Genomic DNA, 16,588 nt, shown 5'->3' on the forward strand with positions numbered 1-16,588 from the left:
CTCACTGCCCGGAAAGTACTCTGCAGAACGAAACGTGAATTTCGCGGAGAGGACGAGAAGAGATGAACGTGGTGACAGACATCACGATTACCCAACAGGCTGAGGAATACCTTTCTGCCTTGGCGGAGGAACTCGAGATTCCCGAAAGCCGTTACGACCAAGCCGTGGAGAGCTACAAATCGCTCGGAGCTTGGTTCCATCGTCCGGCATCAACGGTCCGCAACTTCGGGCCTGATGTCTTTGTTCAAGGCTCATTTCGCCTCGGCACGGCCATTCGACCGCTGAACGACGCAGAGCAGTATGACGTGGACTCGGTCTGCGAGCTGAAGAAGCTTTCCAAGTCCGACGTGACCCAATCTCAGCTAAAGGATCTCCTTGGCGATGAGATCAAGGCCTATAGGGCTGCGAAGAACATGTCGAAGCCAGTCCGGCCTGGACGTAGATGCTGGACATTGGAGTACGCAGACGGGGCACAGTTCCACATGGATATCGTGCCGGCGCTTTCCAATGCCAAGGGGCAGAGGCTCCTTCTCGAAGCTCGCGGATTGGATACCCAATGGGCAGGAACCGCGATCGCCATCACCGACAATGAGACGTGGAACTACTCCATTCTCTCCGAGGACTGGCCACGCTCAAATCCACGGGGGTACGCCGAGTGGTTCAAAGGCCGAATGGCAGGGGCGTTCGAGAAGAGACGCCGCGTCCTAGCGGAGAGTCGTCGTGCATCGGTCGAAAGTATTCCTGATTACAAAGTTAGAACACCCCTCCAATCCGCCATCATGATCCTCAAGCGGCATAGGGACATCATGTTTAACGGCAGGAGTGATCTCCGGCCGATTTCAATCATCATCACGACGTTGGCCGCGCACGCATACAGTGGCGAGGAAACAATCGGACGCGCCCTAGTTTCAATCCTCGCTCGGATGGACCAGTTCATCCAACATGACGGCAATAAGTTCATCATCTGGAACCCCACCGATCCGCTTGAGAATTTTGCCGACAAATGGGAGAAGTATCCCGAACGGGCGGAAGCGTTCCAACAGTGGCTGACAAGGGCTCGGAGCGATTTCTGGCAGGCGGCTCGTCTCGCGGCGCACAGTTCCGTGGCAAGTACCCTCGCTCCAAGGATAGGTCACTTGCTGGCCGAACGAGCAGAGGCACGAATGGGCCATGGGCGTGGCATCGGCCGGCCAACCCTGCTTCGCTCGGCATCACCTGTTCCTGCAGCGCCGTTGGCATTCCCTTCCAAGCCCCGGGTGCCTAGTAAGCCGCAAGGGTTTGCATGATCTGGTGGGTGACGCAGAGCGGAAGAGCCGCGAACGAACGATTATGGCTTGCTGATCTTGAGCGACGAGCGGCGTGGCTCGCGAACGTTCGTTGGCGCTTGGATGACGAGCTCAACCTGACGGCGGACTTCGAGATCATCATATCGGACTCCGAGGTCTTCCCCCTGACCATCCAATACCCGAGCTTCTTTCCGGATGCGCCCCCTCTTGTGATCCCACGTGACCGTAACCGCATCTCGGGACACCAGTATGGTGAGGGCGGCGAATTATGCCTCGAATGGAGGCCTGACAACTGGGAAGCTTCGGTCACGGGCGCGATGATGGTCGAGAGCGCATATCGCCTTATCGCGGGTGAGCGTGGTGCATCTACAGCCGAAGGAGATGAACGCCCCGAGGTCATCTCCGCACACGAAACGACGTTCGCCCAGGAAATCCGAACTTCAAGCTGCCGACTCATATTGACACCTCCTGCCAAGGCGGCGTTGGCCGCTATTCCAGAGCTTGAGGTCGTTCCCGCCCAGCTTTCAGAAAAACGCTACGCGGAGACGTGGACAGCATATGTGACAAGGGTTGGCGCTCCCGATGGTCAGGGATGGTCGGAAATGCCGCCGATAAACGACGGTGCCAAGTACGAAGCGGTAGCCATCCGCTTGCCCGCTGGAACCACGATTCCTTATCCCCTTTCCTTGGATGCCGTCGCCGAACTGTTCCAGAGGTTAGGTATGCCAGAGTGTCTGGCCATATTGCAGAAAGACGACGAGGCCTCCAATTGGCTAATTGTCGACGACCATTCCTGTCGCTTGTTGATGGTGTTCGCGCGCGACAAGGACAAGCGGCTGGCTATCCCGTACTGCACGGTTCCGATTTCGACTGATCCTGCCCCCCGGCTACCAGCTGCGAACGAAGCCCTCGCCGGAAAGCGCGTTGGCATCGTAGGTTGCGGTTCGATCGGATCAAAGGTGGCGGTTTCTCTATGTCGATCAGGCATCACGACATTTACGCTGGTAGACGGAGATCTGTTGCTCCCTGAAAACTTGGTCCGCAATGAACTCGATTGGAGAGCAGTTGGCGTGCACAAGGTCAACGCTGTCCGTGAACGCATCTTAGAAGTGGCTCCGGGGGCGAGTGTTACTGCCTTTGATATCGAACTTGGCGGCCAAGAGAGCGCGAAGATGACATCGCTGGTGATGTCGGCGCTTTCCTGTTGCGATCTCATAGTCGAAGCAACGGCCGATCCAGGCGCCTTCAACCTTTGTGCCGCAGTCGCCAGAAGCCGCGAGAAGCCAATGGTATGGGCGGAGGTCTTTGGGGGCGGGATCGGAGGCATAGTCGCACGCTCCCGTCCGGGTATCGAACCTCCACCGCAAGTAGCTCGTCGACAAATCAACGACTGGTGCAGCAGCCATGGTATTCTAACGGACTTTGCTGTCACCGAACGGCCGTACACCGCTCTCGGCCCCGAGCAGGCACCGATGATCGCGGACGACGGTGATGTTTCCGTGGTGGCGGCAAGCCTTGCTCGCCTTGCAATCGATACCATCGCGCGGCCGGAGTCTTCGTTGTTCCCGCAATCAGCGTACGCGGTTGGGCTTTCCACTGGATGGATTTTCGCGGCACCTTTCGACACATGGCCAATTGAATTGGCCTATGAGGATGGATGGGGCGGGGGCAGTGCGGAATTCGACGAAGAAGGTTTGAAATCATTGCTGGCTGATCTGTTTCCGCGGACTGTGGGCGATGCAGGTCAGTCTTCCGTTTGAAGTGAGGAACCGGATTAAGGCTCTGCTCCGCACGGCCGGACGTAGAGAGATCGGGGGGATTCTCATGGGGGAGCAGCTGGAGCCCGGCAGATTCCGTATTGTCGATTTTTCCGTCGATACCATCAGCGGGACTGCCGCACATTTCGTGCGAAGTCCGGAACATCACGGTGAGGCACTGCAGGCATTTTTCGAGCGCACCGGATATGCATTTGGACGGTTCAACTATCTCGGCGAGTGGCATTCCCATCCCTGCTTCCCTGCTCGCCCGAGCCAGGAGGATGTCCAGTCGATGGAAGAGTTGGTCCATGGGGAACGAGACATCCATTTTGCACTGTTGCTGATTGTGCGGCTACGATGGATGGTCTGCCTCGACTATTCAGCGACGGTATTCATTCGTCATGGGAATCCGCAGCCTGTCGCTGTCTCAAGCTAAATCAAAACCCAAGGCAATGACGTGGCGCAGGTATTTCAGCATTTCGCGAGAAGCTTAATCGATTGGCTGTTCAGACCGAAATCATCCGGTTTGATGGCAATGCGGACCGGAATTACCTTGGTGGTAATTGCCTTCGGAATCGGCTGGGCTTTTGATTTTTCACTTCCAGTTGAAGGAGGTCGCCTCAATCTCTCTTTCGACAGCGGAAAGGGAGTCCCGGAACGGATCGTATATTTAGCTGCGATTGTCGGTCTTGTGCTCATTTTAGGAGGCTTCGTGTTAGAATGCGTCCGCTATGCCCATGACCGTCGCATCCAAATGAAGAAGCGCGTCCTTGTGATCGAGGGACGTGGACTGCGTGACGGCCCAGGTCGACCTCTAGTGGATGCCGTGCCCGCAACGATCAAGGGACATCGGCAGCCGCTCTTGCTGGATCTCCGGCAGAAGGTAGAAGACGGAAAGATTGTAGCACCGACACAGATACTCACTCGGATCATAGGACTTGCAACTCAGATTGACCAGTTGACGGCCGGTGTGGAGCGTAGCGACGTGACCTTGGTCTATGGGGGCTTAACCGCGGTTCCGTTCACATTCCTGACTGGAGTGATGGTGGACGACGAGGATAATGTCCTCGTCCTCGACTGGGACCGGAGACAAGAGAACTGGCGTCTGCTCAATGAGGAGGATGACGGACGTAGGTTCATCACGACTGGCTTAGATGATGTCGCCAACTCACCTGAAGTCGTTCTGGCTGTTTCCGTGTCCCAACCTATCTTACAGACCGACCTGGAGGAGGGATTCCCTGGACTGCCTATCGTCCGCATGACCTTGGATGGTGGCGGCCTTCACAGCCATTGGTCAGACCGAAAACAAGGACATCTGGCTGATCAATTCCTACAGACCGCATTCGAGCTGGACCGGAGGGGCGTAACACGAATTCATCTCGTCTTGGCCGCTCCGAACAGCGTTGTATTCCGCTTCGGCCGCTCGTACGACAAACGCAATCTGCCAGCGATTTCCGTTTACCAGTTCGAGAAGGGGTCACATCCCCCATATCCGTGGGCCGTTGCGATGCCCGTAAGGGGAATTTCAAGCGCTACCATCTCGGACCCGCCCGTATCTGCTGCCTGACGCAATCTTCGCCCGCTGGCGTAGTGGTCATATTGCGCCAACCTCGAATGCATTATCCCGCCGGATGACGGGTAAATCGAGTTAGGACGCGGCAATCTGCTTAACGAAAGCCCAACTGTCGAGCGCCTACGCACGAATCTGAAAGGATTCCTGGCTTGACGTACACCACCTACGCAATAGGCGACGTCCACGGTCGCGCTGACTTGCTTGTACCTCTTCTTAAGGCGATCGGCCGGAAGGCAGAGGCATCCGGCAGAGAGCCTCGGGTTCTCTTTCTCGGGGACATCGTCGACCGGGGACCATTTAGCCGGCAGGCGTTTGATCTTGTCTGCGACACTCTGGATCGATGGCCGCTTTCACGGCTGATCCGCGGCAATCATGATGCCTATTTCCTCGAGTTCATGACTGCGTCCGAAGTCGACGAGGATAGATTTTATCGGTGGCTTCTCCGCCTCGGCGGCTACGCAACGATTGAATCCTATGGCCTCGTCTCCGAGAACAGCATCGCTGATGTTGCGGCCGTCTTTCGGGCAAACTTTACCCGACACCTATCGGCGCTCCGCGAAGCTGCGTCGATCATTGTAGACGAACGCTTCGCATATGTGCACGCCGGCATCTCGCCCTCAAGGCCGATCAGCGACCAGGACCCAAAGGAGATAATGACGATCCGCTCGGGGTTCTTGGACTATGAGGGCGACCTTTCGCACGTCATCGTCCACGGCCACACTGTGACAGCCAGCCGTCGTGCCGAACTAAAGAGTAACAGGATCGCGCTCGATACCGGCGCCTATGCCACTGGCAGGCTGACGTGCCTGGCGGTTTCGTCGGACGAGAAGAATCTTGAGTTCCTGACGGCAGCCCAGAATGCCTCGGGCATCATTAGCGGAGGAGTGTTCAGCTCAACTGCTGTTGTCGAACGTCATACTGCTGGCTAACACTCTCAGGAACGCCGCAGATCGGCGGCACGACCTGTGCAAATCAAATACTGTTCACGCTCCTTGGCTTCGACGGGGTATAGTATGGGGTGATGTCGCCGCTTTCCTCCGGACCGGGCGGTTCCTCCTTAAGCAAGCCCGACGATAGCGCCCGCAGCGTTTGCTCATGTGCTTTAGTCAGAAAGGTCCAGGGAGGTCAGCTCCAAGCTTCAAATAGTGCACGGAGAGTAACACTCCAGCTCTGAAAAATGGCGGTCCGATAAAATTTTAGCATACGCCTTTATTCAGGACTCATTGGTCGACGTCCATGAGCTCCCCAAACAAAATGAAAGGGGGCAGTCCAGTGGACTACACTTACGGTGGGGATCAAACGCACGAAACGGAAGCAATTGCTAGCGCTGCCGAGCGAAGATCGGCTCCGCACGAGAGTGAGCTGAACGATCAACTGAACAATCTCAAGAAGTGCGTACAGGATCAGAAGAAGCGCATGGCGCATGCCTTCCTTCGGATCGAGGCTGCAATTCAGGAGGCCCGTCAGACCATTCCAGCATCGAAACTCAAGACATTTCTAGTGGCGGAGTGCGGACTGAACAGCAGCGACCTCAACACCTATCTTAGGTTCGACAACGCTGCCATTGACCGCCGGCTGGTGGAGAAGCACGGCCTCCCGTTCGCAGTGATCAAGGCGCTTGTCTCCGCGCCGGATGTTGTCCGCGACGAAGCGATCGAAAGGATTCAGCTCGGCAGCTTCGTCCATTCGAGCGACATTATTGCAATCAAGAGGCGGCTTGCCGACCAAGCGAAGGACCCGGCAGTCGAGCGGGAACGCCGTCGCCTCAAGTCGCTCCACGCCGCGGCGGAGCGCAGGGCAGAAAGGAGGCTGGAATCCTTCTGCGAGGATTTTATCGGATTCGCCCAGTTCCTCATCGACTTCTACAATGACGGCTATGAGGATCGGCACCGGATGGATGAGTTCCGTGCCAATCGCGACCGTCTGATCACGACAGCGGGGGAATGCCTTGTCCGCTTCGAAAGCACATTCGACGTAGAATCCCTTCCTCCACCCGAGGAGTACGGTTATCATGAGCATACGGAGGAGGCGGTTCGTCTATCACGGGCGTATCACAGCCTGAAACGGTTCGCCGCAGGCAACCTCTTGGAGACTGACTCCGAAGGCTGTCCCTATGAACAATATCACCCCTACCTCGACACAAGCGATGTCGAAGACATCATCTGGCTCTTCAACAGCAACGGGATTTCCAAGGAAGACCTGAAACCCCGCCGCGTTCCCGCAAGGCCGGTGACGCGCAAGGCTGTGAAGCCGCCCCATCGCCTCACCTCGCTGGAGATTTGCGCTGGCGCTGGGGGGCAGGCTCTTGGTCTTCATGCGGCTGGATTCGATGCGTTGGGGCTGTATGAAAAGAACCCCTATGCCGCGAAAACGCTCGACATGAATCGATGGCTTGGCCCCGTTCACTGCGCCGATATCAGGGAAGTCGATTTCACTCGCTACCGGGGCGTCGTGGACCTCGTCGCTGGGGGCGTGCCTTGCCAGCCACATTCTACGATCGGCAAGAAGGAGGGGCGCCACGACGAGCGCGACCTGTTCATGGAAGCGGTGCGGGTCGTCGAAGAGGTGCAGCCCAAGGCCTTCTTTTTCGAGAACGTTGAAGGTTTCGCGCAGAAGGACAATACAGGTTATCGTGCAGATCTTTTTGCGAAATTCGCCGATCTGGGCTACGAAAGCCAGGTGTTCAGCTTTTATGGGAGCGACTACGGGCTTCCGCAGCTCAGGCCGCGCGTCGCGTTCATCGGCTTCAGGGATATTCCCATCATCCAGTTCAGGATGCCTCCGGTTTTCCCCGCGTGGGAGAAGACGGTGGGCGAGGCGCTTCTCGACATCGTCATGTCCAATGGCTGGGAAAGGGAAAGGGCTGAAACCTGGGCCCGCGTTTATGCGAATCGCCGTGGATCGACCATCGTTGGCGGGTCAGAGCGAAGCGGCCGGCAATCCTTTTCAGCCAACCTCAGGATTAAAGACTGGCTTGACATGGGCATTGATCCGAATGGGATGGCGGACAAGGCCCCTCCTCCCGGGCATCCGGTGAACAAACCATTCAAGTTCACACTGGCAATGGGGGCTCGCCTGCAAGGCTTTCCGGACGATTGGGAATTCGCGGGCTCTGAGAGGTCCGACAAGCAAAAGAAGGTTCAAAAAAGACAGATCGCCAATGCCCTGCCTCCTATTATGGCACAGGCTGTCGGACTGGCAATCTACAGCGCTCTTACCGGCGTAGAGTTCGATTATGAGCGAGCGCTGCAAAATCCTGAATTACCGCCGCAACGGGCAACTGGACTGGGCAGGCTGATGCAAAGGCGAGACCTGGCCGACTACCGTAGGGATGCTGAGTGAGCCTGCGCGGGCGTTCGCATTGCTCCACCGCTGTTAGACTAACAGCGGTGGAGTCAGGGAGCTCATTTCGCTACGAGTTGGATGAGTGATTATCATGACGCGCCCCTGGCGGTCCAGCGGGTGCTTCAAGGCTAGTCTAATGAAGTGATCGAAGATCGAGAGGCTCACGTGGCCCTCGACATCGGCCAGCGTCGTCGTGTTGGCGCTCGTGACGCGCATTGTCACGACGAAAGGGGGCATATAGACTTTCACCGCATCCCCTGCCTCGACTGCCTCGGTCAGTAGCTATTGAGGTAGTCGGCAGCGCCGTCGTCCTCGCATAGGATGAGGAATTCGATCCTGTAGGGCCTTCATCGTCGTCAGGTTCCCATCGGAAATGGTCTGCGCGAGGCCTACGGAGCGGTGGACGGCCGCTCGTCGCACCCATAAACGTCAGGCAGGCGGCATCTCCGCTCGCGGCCGCGGTCACCTGGCAGCAGGCGGCGGCTGCGGGGAGGTGCTCGCCGCGAATCTTCGCTGGATCGCTCACGACGGGTTCTGGTACGCGGCCTGGAAGGCGAAATCCCAACTTAGAAGCTTGGTTCCAGAAACAACTAATGCCCCGAAGCCGGAGCTTGGAGCATTAGGTCGGCCTCATTCGGAGACCCCACGGGCTCTGCCCTGCCACCCTATCTAACGCAGTCCGGCGGCAATTTCAATAGATGCTGCAAACTGCATCGCCTTGGTTCAGGCCAACTGCAATTTGTTCTCGGTATCCTCGGCAAGCCTCTCCTGAGCATCAAAGCAACTGTACTTGATACCGCACCTTGGCAGGTCTTCGGCCGTCAAATGGCAATCCACGAGCTTCTTATCGCGGACAAGGAGACTGTAGGCTTTGTACTCGGGATTGTACCCACCGACGGCCATCGGAAACAACAGGAGGTCAGCCAGCTGTGACAAGGGCGACTTCTTGGTTTTGAACTTGAGATCGTACAGCGTGCCCTTCAAATCCTCTGCAGTCATGGGAGCATACTTGGCAGATGTCGAGGGGTTGAAGGGCATCCCCTCCTGCCTCAACGCGGCAAAGTAGGATTTCAGGGCCCGGTCCTCTTTGGGCCCACAGGCTTCCGCAAAGACCTTGAGTTTTCGGTCTCGAGCGATAGCCAAACGCGCTGATCGTTCAAGGCAGATGGCAAACGCCGTCTTGCACAGCTTCCATCGATTTCCTTCGTGGAGGGCAGCATAACGCTTGTTGTAGCCGGGGCGATCAATGACGCATGCGATTCCCAAGACAGGGAGGCTCGCAATCGTCGCATGCAGATCGGCATAGAATTCCTGCCTTTGCTCAGGGGTGCGTTCGTACAGCCATTTGAAGTTGCCGGCTGAATGCCTGATGTCAACGGAATGTAGCGGGTAATCGATATCCCATCGCGCGCAGAATGCGGCGTGAGCCGCCATCACGTCTTCCTCGTTCTCTTCATTGACGACCAGCCCGCCCATCGCAAAGAAGTCGTGCTTTGGCGGTTGCTCATTCGGTTTCCTGTCTGGACGGCGGCTTCCTGATTCGTCGATGTAGAGATGAAGGAGCGGTTTCATTCCAAGTCCAGAACCTACGCTTGAAATTGCCCGTCGGCCGCCCAATCAAATGTGAAAAGACGGTCGGCTGCAATGGCGATCATCTAAACCACTTTCTAACCACTTAGGCTACCCAGCCCTGCATCACCGTCGGGCCAACGCGTTCATTCGTCCGGATCTGCCCAGGAGCGTTGTCATCCGGATCGAGGATCGACGCACGCCTTCACGTCGCGATCGTGCGGTCCAGCGTCTGATGAGCACTACGGCGGCCCCTAACTCATCCCGAAATCTCGTGGCGGCCCCCATGAACGTCTTGTTGGCAAACGCCACGACCTTTGATGCCAACACGATAGATGCCACGGTCCTGTCGGTGAACCCTTCCGTGGAGGGGCGAGTACTGCACAAGGGAGCCATGCCAACGCCTGGCGACCCGCTCGGACCGGAGGACCTTCCTAGGCGGCACTAACTCGCCCGTTTGTCGGCACAGTCATCCACCAGCCTCAGCCGTGGCTGCTCGGCCACCAGGTCTCGCAGCTTCTCACCTGTAAGGCTGCCCTTCGCGAGAAGAGCCTCAGCGACACATTCGACCTCATGACGATGGCTTTCGATGATCTTCTTCGCCCGTGCGAACTGTCGACCCAAAACCTTGTCGACTCGTGCCTGCAGGTAGTGGTTGAAACGGAGTATCGCGAAGAGCTCATCCTCGTTGCTGGACGACAAGTAGGCGAAGCTCTCCCCAAAGCCGTATGACGCCTCGGAGGCAAGCGCCAAGGCTGTCGCGCTGTAGAGGTCGGATCCCTTCGAGCCTCCCGCGCCTGCCGACCGATCCCCGAGAAAAACCTCCTCGGCGGCTAAGCCACCGAGCCTCGCTGCCATTTCGTCGAGGATCTGGGCCCGGGTGCGCTCGCGAAAAGCAGAAGTCCGGAAGAGAACCCCTCCCCCATCCTGCTCGGCTTCGCTTGGGAGAGCCGTCGAGGAGATCGAGACGGAAATGATCTCGCCTGCATCAACCGCCAGGCCGACGACCGCATGCCCGGCCTCGTGGATCGCCATTCTCCGGCGTAGTGCCTCCGGCAGCGGTACTAAAGGAGGGAGCTCTGACAGGAGGTCATCCAGCGACAAGGCGCGGCGCGCCCGCCGTGCCTTCCGCCTTGCCTGCCGGACGATTTGTTCGAGCGCGGCACCGCTCCATCCTTCGGTCCGTGCAGCGATCTCGGAAAGATCGGCGCCGGGAAGCGACCCTTGCAAATGCCACCGCAGGATCCCCTCCCGGCCTTTCGCATCCGGAAGCGGAATGCGCACATGACGGTCGAGCCTTCCTGCGCGAACGAGCGCCGCATCGAGACGGTCGGGGTTGTTACAAGCTCCCACCACAACGACGCCTTCCCGTCCCTCGGCTCCATCGATGCACTCGAGCAGTGCGGCGACGACCTCGGTACAGTATTGGGCATTGTTATCGCTGAAGCGCTCCCGGTCGCCGACCGCGTCGATTTCATCCAGAAAGATGATGGACGGCGCGTTCCGACGCGCCTCGTCGAAGGCCGCTCGCATCGCCCCCAGCATGTCGCCTAGGTGACCTTTGGCCTGCCAGCGCGCGATCGAACCGAGAACAAGGTGGACCCCGCAGGATCGCGCTAGCGCCCCGGCGAAGGTCGTCTTGCCCGTGCCAGGAGGACCGCTCAGCAGGATGCCGCGGTCGACGTCTGCCCAGCCGATCTTTCCAGCCTGCCAGTCCGCGAGGTCCATCGCCAGCTCGCGACCCCATTCGCCTGCCTCCCCGAGTCCGTGCAGGTCATCAAGCGTCGGTCCGGGCACTTCCCTCATCTTGGGGGCGATGGCCCTCTTCATCAGGTCGATCGCAACCGAGACAGGCCGCCCTCGGCGCAACGCCGAGACGACAACGGACAGCGGAACCGTGGCAATGAACTCCGCCTGTTCGGGCGTGACGGTCAGCTTGAGGCACAGCTTGGCCCCGACGATCACGTCTTTTGGCAGCACAGGCCCGACCTCCACCACGGCGTCGGCTGCGAGATCAAAGCTGCCTGGCACTGAATTGGCGCTTTCGGCGAGAAGGAACACCCGCCGCTTCTTGGACAGGGACTTTGCCAGCTCGGCATCCTCGAACTTGCTCTCGCGGCCCTTTTTCCTCCGGAATACTTCTGTGTGGTTGGAGCCACCATGAAGGATCGCGGGGCCGTGGGCCGCATAGCGAGCGCCTTCCTCATAGAGATCCATGTCAGCCCCTTCCGGCAGAATAAGACCGACGACGACAGGCTTCAGCAGTCTGACCTGCGGGATTGCGCGGCAGGCCCTCATGATTGCGCAATAAGTAAGGAAGCGGGGAAAAGATTCCCGAACCTGGTTGCGGAAACCGAGCTGACGGTCATAGCTGGAACCGTCCACTCTCCGGTAGCGGATCATCGTTCGACACCTAGTGGGCCGCGGCCTTTGAAAGCGGCGTTTACGATAGGGAAACTGGCTAGAGATGCGCCGTCAGGCGCGAGCGGCCGTGCATATGAGCGGCCCGTCCGGCAATTTCTTCGGTGTCGATTGAATGTAGAAGGGATGTGTCACTGCGCTACCCTCAGTCATACGCACGCGTTCTATACCGCCACAAAAAGCGATTGAGCGTATGGTTATCGTATGAGATCGAGGTGCACGGTCGTGTTCATGGGCGCGAACGTATAGCGAACAAATTGATCTTTGTCAAATGACGAGCCTCGTGAAACAGGGCTTGAGTTTGGCCGGGTGTCTTGCCAGTGTTGTACGCAAACGTAGCGGGGGACAGAGAGATGACACCAGACGATGCACTGTTGCGCCTGATCTGTAAAGCCGAGACGGGCAAGTGCTGGAAGAACGCCACCGAAGACGACCGGGAAAGATGTCGCCAGATTGCTGACGACCTGGATCGTGCACTCAATGCTTCCTTTGGTCTAGGTACTCACTGCGGGGCTACGCCGTCCGCAAACCTCACTGAGCTTCTGCACTCATTGCCCCATGACCAATTCAGAGCGTCATAGAGAGAAAGTGCCAATACCGAGGCCGAAGGTAACATCATCTTTTTCAACGGGGGAACAGCAAGAAGGTCGCCGAAGATCACCTTGACGGCCGATGACCCTCCCGCTACCGCCACATGCTGCGCATACGTGCTTTCAGATCCACGCGAACGGTCGGGTGTGGCGGCTGCCCGCCATGATCTGCCATCGGAGGCGGCCAGAAGATCTGTGAAAACAGCTCCAGCATGGCGTCCGTGATAAAGCGGGTGCGCGAGGCATAGACATGCTGGTCTCCCCTCGCCGCCTGACCGTGAACGAAGAAGCGCTGCGGTGTGATCAGATGCAGGCTGTCCTTGGCCCGCGTCATCGCCACATAGAGGAGCCGCCGTTCTTCCTCGATTTCCTCCCGCTCGCCGACTGCAAGATCGCTTGGGATGCAGCCATCCACCGCATTCAGCACGAAGACCTTGGTCCATTCCTGGCCCTTGGCTGAGTGGATGGTGCTGAGGATCAGGTAGTCCTCGTCGCGATGCGGCGGGCCTGCCTTATCGCTGGTGGCCTCAGGAGGATCCAGGGTCAGGTCGGTGAGAAAGCGTTCCCGCGAGGGATACCCGGCTGCGATCTGCTCGAGCTGCAGGAGGTCGGCCCGGCGCGTGGTGGCGTCCTCGTGGATGCGCTCCAGATGCGGCTCGTACCACAGGCGTACATGTTCCAGATCGGACGGCCAGCCGGAGCGCGATCTGAGGCTGGAGAACAGCTCGACGAATCCTGGCCAGTCCGCTTCGGCCCTCGCCGGAGCGCGGAAGAACTGCAGCCCAAGCACAGGATCGAGCGCACGCTCCATCGCTTCCATGGCAGAAGCGGCGGCAGACGGTCCTATTCCTGGGAGCAGCTGCATCACCCGGAAGCCGGCCACACGGTCCTTGGGGTTCTCCGCAAACCTTAGAACAGCGAGAACGTCCTTCACATGCGCAGAGTCCAGGAACTTCAAGCCGCCGAACTTGACGAAGGGGATATTGCGGCGGGTAAGCTCGACTTCCAGCGGCCCGGAGTGGTGCGAGGCCCGAAACAGCACCGCTTGCTGTTTCAGCGCGAATCCTTCCTCCCGCGCCTCAAGCACATGTTCCGCAACATAGCTGGCCTGTTCGGCCTCATCCCGGACCGTCACGAGCAGCGGTTTCTCAGCCGAGCGTCTTTCCGTCCACAGGTTCTTCGTGAAGCGCTCCGCAGCTTCGGCGATCACGGCGTTTGCAGCATTCAGGATCGCGTCGGTGGAGCGGTAGTTGCGCTCGAGCGTGACCACGCGCGCCGGCTCGGGAAAACGGATCGGGAAGTCGAGTATGTTCCGGACCTCTGCAGCCCTGAAGGAATAGATCGACTGGGCGTCGTCTCCCACCACCGTCAGGCCCGTGCCGTCAGGCTTGAGAGCCAGCAGGATCGATTCCTGCAGGCGATTGGTGTCCTGGTATTCGTCGACCAGGATGTGATCGAAGCGGCCGCTCAGATGTTCGGCGATTGCAGGCTCCGCACACATCTGCGCCCACCACAGCAGGAGGTCGTCATAGTCCAGTACGTTCTGCGCCTGCTTGGCGTCCACATAGGCGGCGAACAGCTCCTTCAGCTCGGCCGTCCAGCCAATGCACCAGGGGAAGCTCTTTGCGAGCACGGTCTTAAGGTCAGACTGCGCATTGACGACCCGGGAGTAGATGGCGAGGCAGGTGCCCTTGGCGGGAAAGCGGCTCTCCGTCTTCGACAGACCGAGCTCGTGCCGGACAAGGTTCATCAGATCAGCGGAATCCTCACGGTCGTGAATGGTAAAGGCGGGATCAAGTCCGATCTTAAGGGCATAGTCGCGCAGAAGCCGCGCCCCGATCGCGTGGAAGGTTCCGGCCCAGGTCAATCCTTTCGTCAGCGTCGCTGCCTTGTCGCCCATGACGCGCGCGGCAATCCTTTCGACGCGCTTCGTCATCTCCGACGCCGCCCGGCGCGAGAACGTCATCAAAAGGATTCGTCTGGGATCGGCGCCATTGACGATCAGATGCGCAACGCGGTGCGCCAGGGTGTTGGTCTTGCCTGATCCCGCACCAGCAATGACGAGCAGCGGCCCTGCAACCTTGCCCCCTCCATGCTCGACAGCGGCGCGTTGCTCCGCATTCAGGGAGGCGAGATAATCATGCTCGAATGTTGGCTGATCGAGCGAATCGCGAACGGTCAGGGTCATGCGCCGGAATGAACCCTGTTTCCGTTTCGTTCGCAATCCGCGATGTTGCGAAAAGCTCTCGATTTGCTATCGGCGCGGAGGGTGCGACAGTCGTCATCCTGCAGGAAGATGCGGGGGCGAAGTGTCTCATCCAGCACTCGGCGGGTTCGGGCAAGACCAGCTCGATGGCTTGGTCAACTCACTTCCTGGCCCACCTTCACGACGAGCAGGACCGTATCCTGCCCTCCGTAAAGCAGTTCGGCTAAGCCGGCAGCTGTGATCAGGCCACTTGTCTTGGCAGCAGCGCCTTGCCATCTTTGCCTCATGTGTAACCTGTACAATGTCACCACGACGCATGAGGCCATGCGCCAGTTCTCGCTTCGGCTCAGCGATCTTCGCGATGAGGCTGGCTTCAATGAGCCTTCCATCATGGCGTATCCCAATCGATACGCCCCGATCATCCGTGTCGCCGATGGAGAGCATAAGCTTGTGCGCGCTCGCTGGGGCATGCCCTCCCCGCCCAAGGCATTGAACGGCAAGGCCTATGACTACGGCGTCACCAACATCCGCAACACGGCCTCGCCGCATTGGCGGCGATGGCTTGGGCCGGAAAGCAGGTGCCTGGTTCCGGCCACGAGCTTTGCCGAGCCAAACCCGGCCGCGAAGGTCGAAGGACAGAGAACTCCGGACGCCTGGTTTGCTCTAAGTGACGAAAAGCCGCTCTTCTTCTTTGCCGGCATGCGTACGTCCTGGCACGGCAAGAGGATGGCACGCGAGGATCCGGCAGAGCACGAGCTGTACGCCTTCCTTACGACCGAGCCGAACGGCGTCGTCGCGCCGATCCACCGGGCGATGCCTGTCTTGCTCACGACAGCGGAAGAGATCGACATCTGGCTGGACGCGCCGTGGGACGAGGCGAAGGCCCTGCAGCGTCCCCTCCCCGATCATCTCCTGACGATTGTCGACGCACCGCCGGACCCTGCATCAGAACTTCCGGCGAATTCCACGCCCACCAATCAACCAAGCCTGTTCTGACGAGTAACGAAAGCTTTCGGGCAGTGGCATAGGGCAGTCAGGGATAACACGGGCATGGATTCATGCCTTGGGCAGCGCAACCCCCTCGGAACACCGCGCAACACGACGCAGCGGGCATAGTTCCTGCTATCTGGCCGGAAGCCTGAGGAACGAATCCCGTGCACGCCAATTTAGTCGGGTCTGTGGTCGGTTACGGCGCGCGTCATGGTGAAGTGGCAGAAGTCGAGGGCTAACCCCAGTCCCGCCCAGGGCGTAATCGCTCCCCTCCTGCCGACCCTCGTCAGGAACGTACCCCAAGGCAGGCGCTGGCTGCATGAGATCAAGTGGGACGGCTACCGCATAGGCGTCTATCTTGACCACGATCAGGTCCGGATCGTGACCCGCAACCTGTTCGACTGGACCGAGCGTTTCCCTACGATCAGGAAGGCGGTCTCGAAACTCAATGCAACGGAAGCCGTCATAGACGGAGAAGCGATCGTCAGCGATGACAAAGGGCTTTCCCGCTTCGCGGCGATCCAACAGGCTCTTGGCCGCGGCGGACGCGCGCACGACATCACGTTTGTCGCGTTCGACCTGCTGCGGCTCGATGGCGAGGATCTTAGGCAGAAGCCACTGGAGGAGCGCAGGGCTTTGTTGATCGGCCTGCTCGGCGAGGCCATGCCCGAAGGGATCCTGTTCAGCGAGGAGATCGAGGGCGATCCCGACCAATTGATGACCCATGCCTGCAGGCTTGGCCTGGAGGGGATCGTGTCGAAGCTTCGGGACAGTCCCTATCGCTCGGGCCGGCGCATGGAATGGGTGAAGACGAAATGCGTCATGAGCGACGAGTTCATCGCCATTGGCTA

The 16,588-nt window shown here is 59.0% G+C and carries 12 protein-coding genes; 9 read left to right on the top strand and 3 right to left on the bottom strand.

Annotation, left to right across the window (positions count from 1 at the left end; translation table 11 throughout):
- Positions 1–62: 62 nt before the first annotated feature.
- From NYR54_RS04705 to NYR54_RS04730, 6 genes are all read left to right on the top strand, one after another.
- Entirely contained in the window at positions 63–1,286 is a 1,224-nt protein-coding gene (locus NYR54_RS04705) for a nucleotidyltransferase domain-containing protein (protein WP_261514413.1), read from the top strand.
- A complete protein-coding gene (locus NYR54_RS04710) occupies positions 1,283–3,046 on the top strand; it encodes a ThiF family adenylyltransferase (protein WP_261514414.1) in 1,764 nt (587 codons plus the stop codon). The genes NYR54_RS04705 and NYR54_RS04710 overlap by 4 nt, the downstream gene beginning before the upstream one ends.
- Positions 3,024–3,479, top strand: a complete 456-nt coding sequence (locus NYR54_RS04715; RefSeq protein WP_261514416.1) for a M67 family metallopeptidase — start codon at positions 3,024–3,026, stop codon at positions 3,477–3,479. Before NYR54_RS04710 ends, NYR54_RS04715 begins: the two co-directional genes overlap by 23 nt.
- 21 nt (positions 3,480–3,500) lie before the next feature.
- A complete protein-coding gene (locus tag NYR54_RS04720; protein WP_261514418.1) occupies positions 3,501–4,610 on the top strand; it encodes an SAVED domain-containing protein in 1,110 nt (369 codons plus the stop codon).
- Positions 4,611–4,765: 155 nt separating this feature from the next.
- On the top strand, positions 4,766–5,545 hold the full coding sequence (locus NYR54_RS04725) for a metallophosphoesterase family protein (protein ID WP_261514420.1): 780 nt from the start codon (positions 4,766–4,768) through the stop codon (positions 5,543–5,545).
- A 343-nt stretch (positions 5,546–5,888) separates the two neighbouring features.
- Positions 5,889–7,958 (top strand): DNA cytosine methyltransferase, encoded by a 2,070-nt coding sequence (locus NYR54_RS04730; protein ID WP_261514422.1) that lies wholly within the window; start codon positions 5,889–5,891, stop codon positions 7,956–7,958.
- Between the two features lie 726 nt (positions 7,959–8,684).
- Here the strand turns inward: NYR54_RS04730 and NYR54_RS04735 are convergent.
- The 3 genes from NYR54_RS04735 to NYR54_RS04745 all read right to left on the bottom strand — a co-directional run bounded on the left by NYR54_RS04735 (position 8,685) and on the right by NYR54_RS04745 (position 14,729).
- Entirely contained in the window at positions 8,685–9,533 is an 849-nt protein-coding gene (locus NYR54_RS04735) for a DUF3800 domain-containing protein (protein WP_261514424.1), read from the bottom strand.
- A gap of 441 nt (positions 9,534–9,974) precedes the next feature.
- Entirely contained in the window at positions 9,975–11,933 is a 1,959-nt protein-coding gene (locus tag NYR54_RS04740; protein WP_261514433.1) for an AAA family ATPase, read from the bottom strand.
- Positions 11,934–12,635: 702 nt separating this feature from the next.
- Entirely contained in the window at positions 12,636–14,729 is a 2,094-nt protein-coding gene (locus NYR54_RS04745) for an ATP-dependent helicase (protein WP_261514434.1), read from the bottom strand.
- Positions 14,730–14,737: 8 nt separating this feature from the next.
- On the opposite strand from NYR54_RS04745, the gene NYR54_RS04750 reads away from it, so the two are divergent.
- The 3 genes from NYR54_RS04750 to NYR54_RS04760 form a co-directional block, all read left to right on the top strand.
- Positions 14,738–14,974 carry a hypothetical protein gene (locus tag NYR54_RS04750; RefSeq protein ID WP_261514437.1) on the top strand — a complete coding sequence of 79 codons (237 nt, stop codon included), beginning with the start codon at positions 14,738–14,740 and terminating at the stop codon, positions 14,972–14,974.
- A 58-nt stretch (positions 14,975–15,032) separates the two neighbouring features.
- On the top strand, positions 15,033–15,743 hold the full coding sequence (locus NYR54_RS04755) for an SOS response-associated peptidase (protein ID WP_261514440.1): 711 nt from the start codon (positions 15,033–15,035) through the stop codon (positions 15,741–15,743).
- Positions 15,744–15,947: 204 nt separating this feature from the next.
- The coding region (locus NYR54_RS04760; RefSeq protein ID WP_479877959.1) for an ATP-dependent DNA ligase at positions 15,948–16,588 on the top strand (641 nt) is incomplete at its 3' end.

The sequence above is a fragment of the Chelativorans petroleitrophicus genome, from assembly GCF_025398195.1.
Lineage (GTDB): Bacteria > Pseudomonadota > Alphaproteobacteria > Rhizobiales > Rhizobiaceae > Chelativorans > Chelativorans petroleitrophicus.

Bases quoted from the DNA above. Each gene is read 5' to 3' on its own strand.
- NYR54_RS04710 (WP_261514414.1), top strand. From the start codon at position 1,283: ATGATCTGGTGGGTGACGCAGAGCGGAAGAGCCGCGAACGAACGATTA.
- NYR54_RS04740 (WP_261514433.1), bottom strand. From the start codon at position 11,933: ATGATCCGCTACCGGAGAGTGGACGGTTCCAGCTATGACCGTCAGCTC.
- NYR54_RS04705 (WP_261514413.1), top strand. From the start codon at position 63: ATGAACGTGGTGACAGACATCACGATTACCCAACAGGCTGAGGAATAC.
- NYR54_RS04750 (WP_261514437.1), top strand. From the start codon at position 14,738: ATGAACCCTGTTTCCGTTTCGTTCGCAATCCGCGATGTTGCGAAAAGC.
- NYR54_RS04755 (WP_261514440.1), top strand. From the start codon at position 15,033: ATGTGTAACCTGTACAATGTCACCACGACGCATGAGGCCATGCGCCAG.
- NYR54_RS04745 (WP_261514434.1), bottom strand. From the start codon at position 14,729: ATGACCCTGACCGTTCGCGATTCGCTCGATCAGCCAACATTCGAGCAT.
- NYR54_RS04715 (WP_261514416.1), top strand. From the start codon at position 3,024: ATGCAGGTCAGTCTTCCGTTTGAAGTGAGGAACCGGATTAAGGCTCTG.
- NYR54_RS04735 (WP_261514424.1), bottom strand. From the start codon at position 9,533: ATGAAACCGCTCCTTCATCTCTACATCGACGAATCAGGAAGCCGCCGT.